The organism is Bernardetia sp. MNP-M8 (assembly GCF_037126285.1).
Classification (GTDB): Bacteria; Bacteroidota; Bacteroidia; order Cytophagales; family Bernardetiaceae; genus Bernardetia.
This window is the reverse complement of the sequence record NZ_CP147012.1, coordinates 1,373,295-1,390,840: the sequence shown is the minus strand read 5'-3', so window position 1 is coordinate 1,390,840 and position 17,546 is coordinate 1,373,295. Positions and strand designations below refer to the sequence as shown.

The following is a 17,546-nucleotide window of genomic DNA, read 5'->3' as shown; positions in this document are numbered from 1 at the left end:
AAATTGATTGTCCATCTACTATAATTTTTTCACTAATGAGATATTCATTAAAATCCTATCTAAAAGTAGGCACGCTTTCAGCCTTATTTTTGGCTACTCCTTTTGCTTATACAACAGCAAATGCACAAAATACAACAACAGAACAGAAAATAGAAAAGAATACTAAAAGTTCTGAAATGAAAACGCCTATTCCAATTGATGAAAATGTAAAAGTGGGAACACTTTCAAATGGAATGAAATACTACATTCGTAAAAATGCAATGCCTGCAAATCGTGTTGAGCTTCGTTTGGCTGTAAATGCAGGTTCTATTTTGGAAGATGAAGACCAACAAGGTTTGGCTCACTTTACCGAACACATGGCATTTAATGGAACAACAAATTTCAAGAAAAATGATTTGATTGATAATTTGGAAACAATGGGCGTTCGTTTTGGTGCTGACTTGAATGCTTATACTTCATTTGATGAAACAGTTTATATGTTGCCTATCCCAACAGATAGCGTGGGTTATGTGGATAAAGGCTTGCTGATTTTGAAAGATTGGGCAAGTGGCGTTTTGTTTGAAGACGAAGAAATAGACAAAGAACGTGGCGTAGTCATCGAAGAATGGCGTAGAGGAAAAGGCGCAAACGAGCGTATGCGTACTCAATATTTTCCTACTTTGTTGAAAGGCTCACATTATGCAGAACGTTTACCAATCGGTAAAAAAGAAATTTTGGAATCTTTCAAATATGAAACTATCCGTAATTTCTACAACAAATGGTATCGTCCAGACCTTATGGCAATTGTAGCCGTTGGAGATATTGATGTGGCAGAAATGGAAGCCAAAATCAAAGAAACATTTGGAAGCATTCCGAAAGTGAAAAATCCAGCAGAGCGTAAAAATTTCAAAACTCCTTTGAATAAAGAGCCTTTAGCAAAAGTAGTATCGGATAAAGAAGCAACAGCAATTCAATTACAATTGTATTACAAAATGCCTAAAAAAGCAGTTACGACTTATGCTGATTTGAATGAAAATTATACAAGCGAGCTTATTACTACAATGCTTAATGCTCGTTTTGAAGAATTACAAAAACAAGCAAGTCCTCCATTTTTATATAGTTTTGCTTTTCAAGGCGATATGATTGGACGTGATTTGGATGCACTTCAATTGTATGCAGGACTTCGTGAAGATAATATCGAAGGAGGACTCTCTACAATTACACAAGAGTTTGAACGTATGAAAAGATTTGGTTTTACGGGTTCTGAGTTAGAAAGAGCTAAAAAACAACTTTCTAAACGCTACGAAAAAGCCTATAAAGAACAAGACAAAACAGAGTCTAATAGAATTGTAATGAATTATGTTTACAATTATCTAGAAAATCAGCCAATTCCAAGTGCAAAGTTTGAATATGAGTTTTTAGAAAAAAATCTTCCTTCTATCACTTTAGAGCAAGTCAATAAAATGGCTAAAGGTTGGATAACTCAAGAAAACAGAGTTGCTATCTTAACAGGAATGGAAAAAGAAGGTGTAAATCTTCCAAATGATGAAAAATTAGTAAGTATTTGGAATGAAGCTGCAAACGCAGATTTAAAGCCTTACGAAGAAAAAGAAATTGCTAGTTCACTTATCGAAGAAGCAAATATTCCTAAAAAAGGAAGTATTACAAAGGAAATGACCAACGATAAAATAGGTTATACAGAATTTACGCTTTCGAATGGGGCAAAAGTAATTTTGAAGAAAACAGACTTTAAAAATGACGAAATTTTGGTTTCAGCTTATAGTTTGGGAGGACATTCTTTGTATGAAGATAAAGATTACATAGCTGTTTCTAATATTTCTTCTATTATTGCTCAATCTGGAATTGCAGAACTTTCAGGCTCAGATATGGATAAATTTATGACTGGAAAAACGGTTCGTATTAGTCCTTATATCTCTGAATATTCTGAAGGTTTTAGAGGAAGTACTTCTCCAGAAGATTTAGAAACTGCGCTTCAACTGATGCACCTTTATTTCACTAATCCTCGTCAAGATAACGATGCTGTTGCTTCTTTTGTAGCTACTCAAAAAGGTTTTTATCAAAACTTAGCTTCTAATCCAAACTATTATTTCTATGACCAGTACAGCCAATTAATGGCAAATGGAAGTATTCGTAGTGGTTTTCCAAAAGTAGAAGAGTTAGAAAAAACAGGTTGGCAATCAGCTTACAAAATGTATAACGAACGCTTTGCAAATGCTGCTGATTTTACATTTTTCTTTATTGGAAACTTTGATGAAGAAAAAATGAAGTCACTTTTAGAAACCTATATTGCGACTCTTCCATCAACAGATAAAACTGAAAACTTCAAAGATTTGGGTACTCGTTCGCCTAAAGGAATGGTAGAAAAAATCTATAAAAAAGGTTCAGAACCACAAAGTAATGTGCGTCTTTCTTTTGCTGGAGAAATGACAGAATATGATGCAAAAGATGAAGTTGCTTTGAATGCTCTTGCAGGTTTATTGCGTTTCAAACTTATTGAGAAATTGCGTGAGGAAAAAGGTGGTGTTTATTCAGCAGGTGCTTATACAAGTGTAGATAAATATCCTGTTCCAAATTATAATGTAATGATTACATTCCCTTGTGCGCCTGAAAATGTTGATGATTTGATTGCAGCTTCTATCGAAGAGGTAGATAAATTACGCAATGGCGATATTGATGCTACTGATTTAGAGAAATTCAAAGAAGCTGAAAAACGCACCAATGAAGTAAACCAAACTCAAAACAAATACTGGCTTTCTACGCTACAAGGACTTTATTATTATAATGAAACTCCTGAAAGTATAGAAAAAAATAAATCTATCTTGAAAGATTTGACAGTTGAAGACGTGAAAAATGCAGCTATAAAATATTTGGATACAAAAGCATATATCAAAGCTGTTCTACTTCCTGAAACTACAACAGAAGAAGACAAAGGAGAGTAAGTAAAAAAATATTGGTAGAAATACCAATAATGAAAAATTCAAATTGGTAAATCTAAAAGCACAATTATTATTTTTTATAAATGATAATTGTGCTTTTTTTTATAGCTGTAGACTTCCTAACAATTTATCTCTTGCCGTTGTCGGTGTCTCACCGACGACATATATATTTCTAATCTCAAGTTGATGTTACTTTTCAATAAAATGGTAGGATTCAAATCAATAAAAAAAACTTTTCCACCTAAAAACCGTTTTTGTTAAAAAAATAAAACGACAAAATAGCACAACTTAATTTTTTGAACTAAAATAATTAGCCAATGAAAACGCTTCTCATACTTCTTATCGCTTCAGTTTCTTCGGTGGCAGCTTATGGAATCATAAAAGTCAGTCAGTCGCACAAACAAACTTATAATGCTTGGATTACTCACGTAGAAAATTATGCAGGTGAAGGGATTGATACCATTCGCCCAAATCCAGATGATGTAACTACATATCGTTATGTGAGTAGAAGTGTAGAGTGGAAAACTTTTTTGGCTATGGCAGATACATTTCAAATTCCCTCAACCGTTCAGCGTTTCAGATATTTGACTGATGATGATGTTTTCAAAATCCGTGAGCAGTTTTGGTATATGTCAGGTGCAAACAACATTGAAGATTTGGCAATTGCTGCTTTTTTTGCTGAAATGTATTATTCTGCACCTGTTTCAATTAGGTATTTTCAAGAAAGACTCAAAGCTGATGGTTTTACCAATCTAAAAGTCACAGGAAAACTCAATCAACAAACCATAAAAGCCATTGAATCTCAACCTAAAAAACAAATGTGGGATTGGCTTCTCAAACAGCGTAAAAACTATATTTATAACAAAACAGCCTCTTCTACTATGTTGATATATAGAAAAGGACTTATGAAAAGAGCCAACGATTTTCATAAGAAATTTGAATCTTTTCTAGGAGAAGATAAACCTACCAATGAAGTTGATACGTATGAAGATACAAAAGTTCCAATAGAAGAATTATTAGAGTATGATTCTGCCAAAACATTACAGAATGGACAAGATGAAAAATCATCTCAAACTCAGAATAATTTAGAAGATAATTCAGAAGTAAAGATAATTGTTAGTTCTGTTCCTCTTCAAACACCTAGAGATGGTGATACTACAAAACGTAAAGAAAATGTAGCTTCAGCTATAAAAGATGATGAGATAAAAACAATTAGTGATACAAAGGAAAATGGAGTCCGAATTGTAGTTACTTCTGAAAACGAAAAATAAGATATTTTAGAAGGTAGTGATGTCTAATTTTTTAAACTAAAAAAATCCTTTTTTGATAGTTTTTGTCAAAAAAGGATTTTTCTTTATTAAATTTTCCCTAATAGCTTTAAAGTTTATTTTCAAACTAATAGATTTTGCGTATTTTGGAGTTAAAATGTGAAAAATTTCAAAAATAAGTTTTTTCAAACAAGAATATACATTTTTTTTAACGCATAACGAATAGTAACTTTGTCTCTTATACGACAAAACTATTTACTATCAAAGATTTTTATCTCTATAAAAACTTCCCTTTCTAAAATCTGAATTCAACGCAATGCAAAAATACATCTACCTTTTATTCTTTCCTGTTTTTTTACTTTCGGGTATGTTTTTTACTTCTTGTAACAACACAAAAGAAGAAGCTCTTAATGAATCAAGAGAAATTATCAAGGAACAAGATACCGAAATCGAAACGATGAAACGCCGTATTGATACATTAGAGCAAACTATTCGTGCCCTTGCCAAAAACAGAGAATCTTCTAGTGAGGAAGCAAGTGAATTGAAGGGGAAAGCACAAGAGCTTCAGAAGGCAATCAAAAGTTATCAAGGAGCTTTATCTAAAAAAGAAAAAGAGTTTAAAGAGTATCGTTATTTGGCGTTAGAGGACAAACGTGTTGCCGAAATTAGAGAAGAAAAACGCAAACTCCGTGAAGATAATGAGTTCATTGTTAATAAAATAAAGCAATTGAAGCAGATGAATGAAGTAAATGAAGTAATGGATGGACTGACAGATATTATCGATAAAATACCTCCTTTCAATAAATTTGATTGTTATTATAGAGATAAAAAAGATTTAGAAGCAAGTCGTAAAAAAGATAATGGGTATAGCCCAAAGTTACTTTTGGTAGAAGAAGATGGTACATATCCACAAGCTGATATTGGACAAGTAATTATTGATTTAGATTTGAATTTCTTCAAGTTAGATGGAAACCCAAATCAAGCAACACTAACACTTTGTTTGTTTGAAGAAGGAAGCCAAGCACCTGTTTATTGTCAGGATGAAGTTTTTGATACAGAATACAAACGTGTTGAATGGAAACAAGCTGCTTCTACATTCGGAGCAAAGAAATATTATTTTCAAGTGCGCCATGGCGATAGAATTTTGAGTGATAAATATAAGTTTTCAATCAAAAATTAACATTCTGTTTGCTATTTTAGTAGGTTAAAGCACAACAAAAAATCTGTATAAAATATAGATTGATAGAAAAAATACGTTATTCTATCATAAAACTACCTATCCTATAAACTGAATAATTAATTTCTTCTTCGTGATGAATAACTATATTTTGCCCTTATCAACCTTTAGAGAGGTTGTTTGTCTATTGTTTTTTTATACTTTTTTTGTACTGTCTAGCTTTGCTCAAAGCATACCAACTTGGCATTTTGATACATATAATGATAAAAACTCCTCTATTCCACACAACTTTATCAATGATTTAGCTTTCGATAAAAGTGATAATTCGCTTTGGATAGCAACAGGAGGTGGATTGGTACATTGGTCTGAAAAAGATTCTACAATCTACACACCCAAAAACTCAGAATTAAAAGATTATGGTATAAAATGTATTGCTATCGGAAAAGATGGCGATAAATATATCGGAACGTATGGAGCAGGAATTTATAAAATTGATGCAGCAGGAAACTTTTCACATTTGCAAGTTCCTTCAAAATCTAATAAAAATACAGTCCTTTGTATAACAGAAGACCAATACAAAACAATTTGGGTAGGAACAGAAGAAGAAGGATTATTTCGAATTGATTCTAAATTCAAAATTCTGATTAGTGTTGAAAGAATTGCATTTACACGAGTCTTTGAAATAGTTGTCGATAAAGAAAATACAAAATGGATAGCTACAGAACGAGGACTTTATACATTAGATGAAGATAATCGTCTGAAAATTTATCCTTCTTTGAAAGACCAGCCTATCAACTCCATTGCATTTTCTCCTCAAAATGAGTTATTAATCAGCTCAACTTTAGAAAGTACAGCACAGTTTTTTGTGGGAGATAAAAAACAAACCATATCTAAAGATGTACATTATCAATTCCGAACCATGCTTCCAACAAAGGAGAGCTTATGGGCAGCTTCTTTGAGTGGATTATCTCTTTTTGAAAATAACAAATGGACTGTTTTTAATCCTCAGAATTCTGCTTTTCCCTCTACAATGGTCAGTACATTAGTGCAAAACCCACAAGACAAAACAGTTTGGGCAGGAACTTTTGGACAAGGATTAGTTAAACTCTCCCAACTCAACACACTTCCTGAAGGAGAATTTAGACTAGGAACTACATCTATAAAAAAGGGAGACATTGTTCGTTTGCATATTGGTTTTGAAAGAGCGACAGCCATTTTTAGTGATACAACAGGAATTTCTGAATTGGTAGAATTTATGAAAGAAAATCAGGCTGTCAGAATAGAACTCTCAGGTCATACCGACACAGCAGGGGATGCAACCTTAAACTATAAACTCTCACAAGAACGAGCTGATGCTGTAAAACTTTATTTGATGAGAAAAAATATAGAAGCTAATAGAATAGAAACAAAAGCCTACGGAGGAACAAAACCCATTTCAGATAACACTAGTGAATCATCAAGACAAAAAAATAGAAGAGTAGAAATGAGGATTATTGAGTAATTTTATTGTCAAAAAATAATAATCATAAAAGGCATTTTATTCTTGCTCATTGTAGGGAATAAAATGCTTTTTTCATTTAGTGAAAAATCGCAAAATATTCATACCTTGTTTCCGTTCTTCTATCAAAAAAACTCTCCCAATCCGATTCCAAATGAAAGTAAATAAACTCTATTTTCTATCTATATTATCAATAATTCTGATTTTCAAAGTTAGTTTTCTTTCTGCTCAAGATTCTAAGAATCTTCCAAAGATTTTAAAACATCCAGATTCTGTTCATATTGAAGCGATTGAGGTTTTGAATTCTGAAAGTAGAGAAACAAATCTATCGGTTACCCCAGACGGAAAATATCTATTTTTTATGAGCAGTAGAGGAGGCGAAAGTTGGTCTATAAAATCTGGAATCTATAAAAATCAAGTTCGTTATGATGGAGACATTTATTTTTCTAAAAAAGATTCCACTGGGAAATGGACAACAGCCCAAAACTTAAAAGCAATAAATAGTTCTTCAGGAGAAGACGAACCTTTTGTAAGCCAAGATGGACAACAGGTAGTTTTTCAGTCGTGGCGAAGAAATTGGATGTCAGAAGGAGGTCCTTATTATCAAGCTAAATACGAAACAAAAACAAAAGGTAATTCTTGGACAAACATAAAAGGGTTAGGACAAGGAATAAATAGTTTTTTTAGAAGAGAGTTTTCAAAATATGGTGGCTATGCAACCGACGGAATGAGTGTTTCTTCTGATTTTAATATGTTTATTGTGGCTGCTGGTGCAAACTATAGTGGAGATATGGATTTGTATTGGAGTAAAAAAGATTCGACTGGAAAATGGACAGTTTGCACAGAAATGCCTATTTCTACGCCCAAAAATGAGCGTTCGGTTTTTTTAGCTGCTGATAACAAAACGATTTATTTTGCTTCTGATGGTTATGGTGGTTTTGGTGGACTTGATATTTTTAAGGCTTTGCTTGATGAGAATGGAAATGCAATTGAGATTTTTAATATTGGTGCGCCTTTCAATACTGATAAAGATGATTATGGTTTTGTTTTGACGGCTTCTGGGGAGGCTGCCTATTTTGTGAGAGAAGGCGATATTTTTTATGCCGATTTAATCAATGCTTCGCCTGAGATAAAACCTTCACCTGTTTTGCTTTTAGAAGGAAATATTGTGGGTTGTGATGAAAACCCGATTGATGCAAAAGTGAGTTTGTATGATGAAAATGACAAAGAAATTAGTGTTAGTTTTACCAATGCAAGAAATAAAGGCGAGTATGTTTTACTAGTTTCTAATCCTCCAAAAACCAAAAAATCGTACAAACAAATCATAGAAACCGAAAAAGGATTCGAACAAGAACTGTTTTTTGAAACTAAAAAGATAGAAATTCCATCAATAAAAAAATATACTAAAATTGAGTTAGGAAAAACACAGATAAACGATTGTAAAGAAGAAATAGCAAAAACGGAGAAAATCACAAAATTAGAAATCGTTTATTTTGCTTTTGATTCAGATGAATTAGACCAAAATTCTATTCAAGTTTTAGAAAATCTTATTGCTGTTTTTAATCAAAATCCAGAGAAAAATAATTCTCAAAAAATAATTCTTACAGGTCATACCGATTCAAAGGGAAGTAATGAGTACAATGAAAATCTATCACAAAAAAGACTTTTATCCGTTCAAAATTTCCTAGAAAGCAAAGGAATTGACAAATCTAAAATTAAAATTATTCCAAAAGGCGAACAAAATCCTACACAAACCAATGCTACAGAAAACGGACGAAGCAAAAACCGACGTGTAGAAATACTGATAAGCGAGTAAATGTAGCTCATTCTTTAGAATGAGAAATAAAGTACCGTAAACTTTAGTTTTCGGCTAAAAACAAAATTAATAAATTAAAAATAACTATGAAAATCAAAGTTTTGATGCTGTTTTCTTTTCTCTTTTTGGGAATAGTGTTTGAGGGATTTGGGCAATATTATAGTTATGACGGTTTTGTAAAAGTAAAGTTAGAAACTGATACAGCAGATGTCGCATTCTATAAAAAGTTGAAAATTCTTCGTAGTTGTGAAAATCTACTTGTTCACGAAAATGCGAGAAAAACGATTAACTTATATAATGTGTGGGTTGTTATACCAGACTCTTTATATGATGGCGAAGTAGGGTGGTCTCCTACAAAAGATATGCTTCTTTTTAGTTCTAAAAATGATGGAATAGTAGATGTTGTAGTGCAACCAATGACTAAAGAGCTGCCTGTAATGGAAAGAAATCGTTCATCTGTTTGGGGATTAAACAGAGATGGAAAATACAAAATATGTAAAATATTTGATTGGGGGAATGTTATAAAAGTTTCTAGGGATGAAAATCAAATCTTATTAATAGAAGTAGAATCAAGTGGTTGCTGTGATAATTATTTCATTTGTAATGATGTTTATGCTTATGAAAGTGACAGTCTATTTTTAAGAGAACAAATATGTTATTTAAAAAAGGATCGTTATGTAAAAGGTGCAACAGAATTAAAAGAAAATATAATTTTTACCACCACAGATACTGTATATTTGTTTGGATACAACCCTAGAACTTATGGTGATTTTGTTGAAATGGTAGATTATACTACTGGTAAAGATAGTATTATGCAATATTATTATGATGAAAATACAATAGCTGTAATACCACCTAAACAAACAGGTAGAGTATTGGCTACAAGATTTGTAGATGAAGTATATTGGTATCTAATCGTTTTTCCTCCAAAAGCTATACATCGTAGAATTTTTGATTCCATGATTGGTACGCCAAATGAACGGCTATACTTTTCAGGTTGGATAAAATCAAAAACTCCTCTAAAAATTGAATCTAGATAATCATTAAAAAAGTAATTCGTATTTATCCTGCATTTAATCATACAAATCATAAAAATCACTCGCTAATCAGTTATAGTATTTCAATCAAATAACACAAAAAACCAATCTCTGATTTTTACTCAAAGATTGGTTTAGTTTTTCTTATAAAAAGGATGTTTTATTTTATTAACTCCAAAATTTCTTCCAAATATTTTGAGAAGTTTCTAAGAATTTTTCAGTGGCTTTCAATTGTTCAGTACCACTTTCTGTAATATCTGATAAAAGAGGAACAGAACGAAGCATTTCACTTCCTTTTACAGTTTCATCAATTGCTTTTGCCCATTGTACCATTGTTGAAGTTTCTTCCTTTGCATCTGGAACAAGATTATTGATGTGTTTTGGAGCTACATTTTTAGTCGCCGTTTTTATTTCAACGGTAGTATCTAGCTTTTTGCTTTCTTGTTTTGCACCAGTTGTACTTTTCTGTGCTAAAATTTCAGTTTCTACAATCTGATGAGGATTTTTATTTACAAATTCTTCTTTTGAGGGAGCTTTTTGTGTTGTAGTAGTTGAAGAAGTTTCTTGTTCTTTCAAAAAAGCATCTAAATCTGCGAGTGTGCTGTTTTTTGCCATAGTTGTAATAGGAATTAGACTAAAGTAAACGAGTTTTGGATTGTTTTCACTAAAAAAAATATTTTAGATAAATGCTTGATTGTGTGTTAGTTATATTTTTTATTTATTGAGCAAAGATACAATATTTTTCGCAATTTCTTTATATTCTGCAATAGGACTTAAAGTAGAAAACTCTGCCATCTTATTTTTTGAAACTACAAAAGGAGAAATAATAATTGAATCTAAACTAGAAAGTGCATTCTCTACTGTCGTTTGATTAGTTCTGTTATGAATTCGGCTAGGCAGAATAGCTATTTTTAATTTTTTATTAATTTCTTGTGCAGGTTTTAAGTCTTGCAAGGTCTGATAAGCTACCAATAAATCATTCTGAGAAAGACTTGTAGGAACAACTACCAAATCAGATTCTAAACACAGTTTTCTTATCGCTTCATCAGTTGTTTTTCCTGCACTATCAACCAAAATATAATCATATTTTTTACTCTTCTTAAATTTTTTGAGATTGTCGATAATATGTTCATCTGTTGAGCCAACAATAGGAAAAGGAGCATCATTTTCAGCAATCTTCTTTTTGAAAAGCTCCATTTTTCTAAGTGTTGTGAGCGTATAGTTAGTATCTGTTTCTATGAGTATGACCCGTTTTTTTTGGCTGGCAAGTGTAGTGGCAAGGTGCATAATATTTGTTGTTTTGCCTGTTCCACCTTTTCGGCTGATGAATGAAATTATCATAATTGTAATAAAATTAATTTTGGAAGAATAATAAAAACAAAAATAAGGATTAGTTGATAAATAATTTGTTACCTCAAAATTTTAATCTCTATTCAATCAAAATAATCTAAAAAATAAGTATATTGTTATTCCAAGATAATAAATATATGCTAATTAATATTTCAGATTCTTAATTAAAAATATGCAGACAACTTCTACTCCTTCCCCTTATTTATTGACAGATTCTATTCGAATTGAGAAAACAGACTTTGAAGAATCTCATAAACAGTTTTTGGTTTTATATGGAAAAAAGCAGTTTTATTGTGGATTGCTTATTAAAGAAATTTTGGTAGAACTCAATGAAAATAAATCTCTTCTTCAAGTTCATTCCCAAGTTACGAAACATCAAGCCTATAAAAAGCTAACTCTTCAAGATATAGAGATGATTATTGATAAAAAAATAATTCCTCTAGGTGTTTTGAAAAATATAAATGAAATTGAAACCTCAAAAAGTGAAGAGCTTAGTTATGATGCTGATTCTATAAAAACTCAAAAAACACTTTTAAATGAATCACAGACAAATTTTATAGCTTCTGTTTTTAAATTTTTATATCAAAAATGGGTAGCTGCCTTATTTGTTTTGACTGGGCTTTTTATGCATATTTTTTACCTTTCTTCTCATTCTATTTTTGGAGAACATAGTAAAATATGGGTAGATTCTTCAGCTTTAGAATATATGTCACTTTATTTCCTAATCATTTTTATATTTGTTTTTCACGAAATTGGTCATGCTGCTGCTGCTTTGCATTTCGGAATTCGTGCGCCCAAAATTGGTTATGGTTTTTATTTGGTTTATCCTGTTTTTTTTACTCAAATTAGTGAGGCTTGGAAGCTTCAACCCAAAAAAAGAATGATTATTAATTTGGGAGGTGTTTATTTTCAATGGATTGCAGGAAGTCTTTTTATTTTATTAGATTATTTTAATATTGGCTCTACTCACATTTGGTCAGGAGTTGTAACAATGAACTTTATTCGATTGATTTATTCTTTTGTTCCTTTTATGAAAGCAGATGGATACTGGATTTTTAGTGATGGCTTTGAACTACCAAATCTGCGCAAAAAATCAAATCAATTTTTATCAGCTATTTTTAAATCACTTTCTATTCACAAAGCTCGTCAGATTACAAAAACTAAACTGCAATTTTATGCACTTTCTTTTTTTTCTATTGGAACAATTATCTTCTTTAGCTTTTGGTTTGTTTTTCTATCAATCATGGTTTGGAAATTTACACCAATGCTTCCAACTATTTTAGTCTCGTTTTATGAAAATTGGCAATCAGCAACACTTATTTCTCAATATCTCAAAATTATTCTTCAATCTGTATTGCTTACCATTACACTCTTAGGAGTAGTTGTTTTTGTAGTAAGAATGAGTAGTCTGATACGTTTTGCAATCAATTTCTTGATGGAAAGAGAAACTGAACTGAAAACTGTATAAAAACAATTTTCAGAAGTTTGAATTTTATGTTAATTTTTTTAGCAATGCTATTTTAATTGGCTTTTTTGATTTAAATTTTTTATCTTGTGAGCAGTTTGGTTGTTTGACAATTTTTGCAAACCTGCCGTTGTTGGTGTCCCCACCAACGACATAATGCAAAAATTGTCAGAGAACCATCAGTTTCTACCAGCTATATTTTTCATAACTTAATTAGTTTATCAAAAAATTATTTCAATCATGACAACAGAAAAAATTGCAAACCGTTTAGTAGAGCTTTGCCGAGAGGGAAATTATGAGCAAGCTCACAAAGAACTGTATCATCAAGATGCTTTTAGCATTGAACCCGAACTATTTCCTAACAACAAAGTACAAGGAATGGAAGCCATTGGTAAAAAAGGAGAAGAATGGGCAAATAATTTGGAAGAAATGCACTTTGCAGAAGTTTCTGAACCTATTGTAGCAGGAAACCATTTTTCTTGTACAATGGCTTTTGATGCCACTTTCAAAGACAGAGGAAGAGTAAAAGACGAAGAATTGGCTGTCTATAAAGTAGAAAATGGCAAAATTACAGAAGAACGTTTTTTTTATTCTATGGGATAACTAAGTTTTAATTTCTAGTTCAAGCTTAGATGCTTGAACTAGATTTTGTAGAAAGTAATTAGTTAAGGTTGCCAATTTTTTTTTATTGCTTTTCAAGTCTTATCTTTGAAGTATATTAGAATTTAAAAACCTTAATCCAATCAATATATTTATGGCAACTTATGATTTATTAGTAATCGGTTCAGGACCTGGTGGTTATGTAGCTGCAATTCGTGCTTCTCAACTCGGACTAAAAGTAGGCGTTATCGAAAAAGAATCACTTGGTGGAATCTGTCTAAATTGGGGCTGTATTCCTACAAAAGCACTTTTAAAGTCTGCTCAAGTATTCGAATATGTTCAACATGCCAAAGAATATGGCATCGAAGTAGGCGAATCTAAAGTAAATTTTGGCGATATGATTGGTCGTAGCCGAAATGTAGCTGGTGGAATGAGCAAAGGAATTGAGTTTTTATTCAAAAAGAATAAAATTGATAAAATAATGGGCTTCGGAAAACTAGCTGGAAAAGGCAAAGTAGAAGTAACCACTCAAGATGGAAAAAAAGAAATTTATGAAGCAAAGAGTATAATCCTTGCAACAGGTGGACGTGCAAGAGAATTACCAAATCTTCCTATTGATGGTAAAAAAATCATTGAATACCGTAAAGCGATGTCTTTAGAAAAACAACCTAAAAAAATGGTTGTGGTAGGTTCTGGAGCTATCGGAGTAGAGTTTGCTTATCTTTATAATTCTATCGGAACAGAAGTAACAATTGTAGAATTTATGGACAGAATCGTTCCTGTTGAAGATGCAGATGTTTCTAAAGAACTAGAAAGACAATACAAGAAAAAAGGAATGAAAGTAATGACTTCTTCAGAAGTAACAAAAGTAGATACTTCTGGAACAGGTTGTAAAGTAACTGTCAAAACTAAAAAAGGCGAAGAAATCATCGAATGTGATGTAGTTCTTTCTGCTGTTGGAGTTTCTACAAACTTAGAAGGAATTGGCTTAGAAAGCACAGGCGTAAAAACTGAAAAAGGAAAAGTTGTTGTTGATGACTATTACAAAACTTCAGTTGATGGCGTTTATGCGATTGGGGACATTGTACACGGACCTGCTCTTGCACACGTAGCAAGCGCAGAAGGAATTATTTGTGTAGAGAAAATTGCAGGACATCATCCAGAGCCATTAAACTACGGAAATATCCCTGGATGTACGTACTGTCAGCCAGAAATTTCTTCAGTAGGAATGACAGAAGCACAAGCAAAAGAAGCAGGTTATGAAATTAAAGTAGGCAAATTCCCATTCTCTGCATCAGGAAAAGCAAGTGCAGCAGGTGCAAAAGAAGGTTTTGTAAAAGTAATCTTTGATGCAAAATATGGCGAATGGCTAGGCGCACACATGATAGGTGCAAATGTAACTGAAATGATTGCAGAAGCTGTTGTGGCAAGAAAATTAGAAACAACAGGAATGGAAATCGTAAAATCGGTTCATCCACACCCAACAATGTCAGAAGCTGTTATGGAAGCAGCAGCAGCAGCGTATGGAGAAGTAATTCATATTTAAGAAGTTGATTTTTGAGCTATTATTAAACCCTAAGGGTCTTCGAAGACCCTTAGGGTTTTTACTATTTTCTACTTAAAAAACATTCGAAATCATGATAAAGCAAATTCTCATATTATTCTTTCTTGTATCAACTTTTTTTTCTTGTACCGTTAAGCCTTATCAGAAAGAAACAGTCTATCAAGATTCGAAAATTAGTATAAGTATTTATCCTACTTCCGAAGAAAATAAGAGATTTATAAGGGAGTTAATTTATACAAATGATAAAAATGTTCTATTACAAAGTTTAGAAACAAGTGATACTACCATTTTAAGTAAAATAAGTTTTGATATTGTAGAAGAAGAAAACCTAGTGAAATTGCAGGTTATGTTTGTAGATGAGGCTATTGAGTATAAAGAAAAAATAAAGAACTATATTTCGTATAGAATATCACAAAAACAGCAATATGAGATGTCTAATCTATTTTTTCTTACGAAAGCTGAAGATGAAGGACACATTATTATAGACCTACTCAAGGAAAATTTAGAAGACGTTGTTTGGCAAGAACACTCTTCTCAACACTTATATTGGCGAGCTACACCTGATGAATTTAAACTCATAGCAGATAAGATACGCAATATTGTGAACCTCTCACAAGAATATGTATTATTCACAAGAGTTCCTGTAGCAAAAGTAAAAGGTATTGATAATCAACTTTTTTCTTTTCACTATCGTTTTGAAGATGGAAAAATTATAGAGATGATTATAGAAGATATAGCAGGTATTCCGAAGTTAGTAGCTATTGAAGCTAGAGATGAGGTAAAGTAAGATTATTTGAGTTCAACTTTGTTTTTTCTTTGAATTGTATGTGTCTTTTTCAAAAAAAAGTGATTGTAGAAACATGGAAACTCATTAGAAATTTCATCTAATAAATATTATCACACTTAATTTAGTAATGTTCATTTTTACATAACGTAGGGTTTGCAAACCCTACGCTATGGAAAAATAAGACTTTCTGATTATCAAATCTGTAAATAATCGTGATAATGTTTAACGTAAAAATGAGATTCCAAAATTTTATATTTCTACAACTCAAAAACTACTTTTTATGAAAACTCAAAAACAAATTTTAATCCTCGCTTTTCTAGCTGCCTTTTTAGCTATTCTTTCAGCTTGTTCTAATCAAAAAACAGCTTCAAATAGCAATCTAATGGCTGATTCTACTGTTTTGGTTAGTTCTGATAAAGATCAGGAAATTATAGATGTTCCACTTACAAATATTCCAACGCCCATATCTCCAGAAGAAATAATAGAGGTAGAAAATGATTTAGAATTAGATGAAAATATTGAAATAAAGATAGAAGATGTCGAAATAGAAATCGATAATATTGTAACTGATGTAACAGCGATAGAAGCTCCTAGAAAAGATGATGTAAAAAATACAAACACCGAAAACTATCAAAAATTAGTAGAAAATAAATTTATCCAACCCAAAAATCAAGCTCTTTCTACTTTTTCTATTGATGTTGATAATGCTTCTTATACTACTGCTCGTCGTTTTATTCAGTCTGGACAGCTTCCAAATCCTGATGCTGTTCGTATCGAAGAGTTTATCAATTATTTTGATTACGATTATCCACAACCAAAAAACGATGTTCCTTTTTCTGTAAGTACAGAAATTTCGGCTGCACCTTGGAACACAAAACACAAATTAGTTCATATCGGAATTCAAGGAAAAGAATTGGATTACAAGAATTTATCGGCTTCTAATCTTGTCTTTTTGATTGATGCTTCGGGTTCGATGGAAGACCCAAACAAACTCCCTCTTTTGCGTTCTTCTTTGAAAATGCTTTTGGAAGAAATGAATGAAAAAGACCGTATTTCGATTGTTGCTTATGCTGGTGCTGCTGGTTTGGTTTTGCCTTCTACTTCAGTAAAAGAAAAAGCTAAAATCTTGAATGCCTTAGAAAATGTTTCGGCAGGTGGAAGTACAGCAGGAGGAGCAGGAATAACTTTAGCTTATAAAATTGCACAAGAAAATTTTATCAAAAATGGAAATAATAGAATCATTTTGTGTACAGATGGCGATTTTAATGTGGGTGTTAATTCGGCTGACGACCTTGTAAAACTTATTGAAAGCAAACGAAATGACGATATTTTCTTGACCGTTTGTGGTTTTGGAATGGGAAATTATAAAGATTACCAAATGGAAGAGTTGAGCAATGCAGGAAATGGAAATTATTTTTATATCGATAATATTCAAGAAGCAAAAAAAGTATTTGTGAAGGAAATGAGAGCAACGCTTTTTACAATTGCAAAAGATGTCAAACTTCAAATTGAATTTAATCCTACAAAAGTAGCTGCTTATCGTCTTATTGGTTATGAAAACAGAATGCTCAAAAAAGAAGATTTCAATGATGATAAAAAAGATGCTGGAGAGCTTGGCGCAGGACATACTGTAACGGCATTGTACGAAATTATTCCTGTTGGTGTAAAAAGTGAATTTTTGACTTCAGTAGATGATTTACGTTATCAAAATAACTCTAAAATAAGTTCAAATTATACGGCTGTGGCTTCTTCTGACGAGCTTTTGAACTTGAAGTTACGCTACAAAAAGCCTGATGAAACCAAAAGTAAATTGATTGTCAGTCCATTAAAAGATGAAAATATAGCTTTATCCAAAACGTCTGATAATTTTCGTTTTTCGGCTGCTGTGGCTAGTTTTGGAATGATTTTGAGAAATTCGGAATACAAATCAAATGCTGATTATCAAAATGTAATAGAATTAGCCAAAAATGCAAAAGGACAAGATATAGAAGGTTATCGAAGCGAATTTTTGAAATTAGTAGAAAGCTGTATGTTGATGAGTAAATAAT

13 protein-coding genes are annotated in these 17,546 nt (G+C 31.9%); 11 read left to right on the top strand and 2 right to left on the bottom strand.

The window, feature by feature from the left end; genetic code table 11:
- The first annotated feature begins 35 nt into the window (after positions 1-35).
- The 6 genes from V9L04_RS05770 to V9L04_RS05745 all read left to right on the top strand — a co-directional run bounded on the left by V9L04_RS05770 (position 36) and on the right by V9L04_RS05745 (position 9,735).
- A complete protein-coding gene (locus V9L04_RS05770; protein ID WP_338793136.1) occupies positions 36-2,939 on the top strand; it encodes an insulinase family protein in 2,904 nt (967 codons plus the stop codon).
- 314 nt (positions 2,940-3,253) lie between these two features.
- Entirely contained in the window at positions 3,254-4,207 is a 954-nt protein-coding gene (locus V9L04_RS05765) for a hypothetical protein (RefSeq protein ID WP_338793135.1), read from the top strand.
- Between the two features lie 313 nt (positions 4,208-4,520).
- On the top strand, positions 4,521-5,384 hold the full coding sequence (locus V9L04_RS05760) for a hypothetical protein (protein ID WP_338793134.1): 864 nt from the start codon (positions 4,521-4,523) through the stop codon (positions 5,382-5,384).
- Positions 5,385-5,517: 133 nt separating this feature from the next.
- Positions 5,518-6,882 carry an OmpA family protein gene (locus V9L04_RS05755; RefSeq protein ID WP_338793133.1) on the top strand — a complete coding sequence of 455 codons (1,365 nt, stop codon included), beginning with the start codon at positions 5,518-5,520 and terminating at the stop codon, positions 6,880-6,882.
- A gap of 151 nt (positions 6,883-7,033) precedes the next feature.
- Positions 7,034-8,695 (top strand): OmpA family protein, encoded by a 1,662-nt coding sequence (locus V9L04_RS05750; RefSeq protein ID WP_338793132.1) that lies wholly within the window; start codon positions 7,034-7,036, stop codon positions 8,693-8,695.
- A 104-nt stretch (positions 8,696-8,799) separates the two neighbouring features.
- Positions 8,800-9,735 (top strand): hypothetical protein, encoded by a 936-nt coding sequence (locus V9L04_RS05745; protein ID WP_338793131.1) that lies wholly within the window; start codon positions 8,800-8,802, stop codon positions 9,733-9,735.
- Positions 9,736-9,900: 165 nt separating this feature from the next.
- On the opposite strand, the gene V9L04_RS05740 is transcribed toward V9L04_RS05745, so the two are convergent.
- Positions 9,901-10,347 carry a hypothetical protein gene (locus V9L04_RS05740; protein ID WP_338793130.1) on the bottom strand — a complete coding sequence of 149 codons (447 nt, stop codon included), beginning with the start codon at positions 10,345-10,347 and terminating at the stop codon, positions 9,901-9,903.
- A gap of 99 nt (positions 10,348-10,446) precedes the next feature.
- Positions 10,447-11,073, bottom strand: a complete 627-nt coding sequence (locus V9L04_RS05735; RefSeq protein WP_338793129.1) for a ParA family protein — start codon at positions 11,071-11,073, stop codon at positions 10,447-10,449.
- A gap of 181 nt (positions 11,074-11,254) precedes the next feature.
- On the opposite strand from V9L04_RS05735, the gene V9L04_RS05730 reads away from it, so the two are divergent.
- The 5 genes from V9L04_RS05730 to V9L04_RS05710 all read left to right on the top strand — a co-directional run bounded on the left by V9L04_RS05730 (position 11,255) and on the right by V9L04_RS05710 (position 17,545).
- A complete protein-coding gene (locus V9L04_RS05730; RefSeq protein WP_338793128.1) occupies positions 11,255-12,550 on the top strand; it encodes a hypothetical protein in 1,296 nt (431 codons plus the stop codon).
- A gap of 237 nt (positions 12,551-12,787) precedes the next feature.
- Positions 12,788-13,150: a nuclear transport factor 2 family protein gene (locus V9L04_RS05725; RefSeq protein WP_338793127.1), complete on the top strand. Its 363-nt coding sequence runs from the start codon at positions 12,788-12,790 to the stop codon at positions 13,148-13,150.
- Between the two features lie 151 nt (positions 13,151-13,301).
- The gene (lpdA, locus tag V9L04_RS05720) at positions 13,302-14,693 is read left to right on the top strand and encodes a dihydrolipoyl dehydrogenase (RefSeq protein WP_338793126.1); all 1,392 of its coding nucleotides are present in this window, start codon (positions 13,302-13,304) and stop codon (positions 14,691-14,693) included.
- Between the two features lie 91 nt (positions 14,694-14,784).
- Positions 14,785-15,498, top strand: a complete 714-nt coding sequence (locus V9L04_RS05715) for a hypothetical protein (protein ID WP_338793125.1) — start codon at positions 14,785-14,787, stop codon at positions 15,496-15,498.
- A 280-nt stretch (positions 15,499-15,778) separates the two neighbouring features.
- A complete protein-coding gene (locus tag V9L04_RS05710; protein WP_338793124.1) occupies positions 15,779-17,545 on the top strand; it encodes a VWA domain-containing protein in 1,767 nt (588 codons plus the stop codon).
- Position 17,546: the final 1 nt, after the last annotated feature.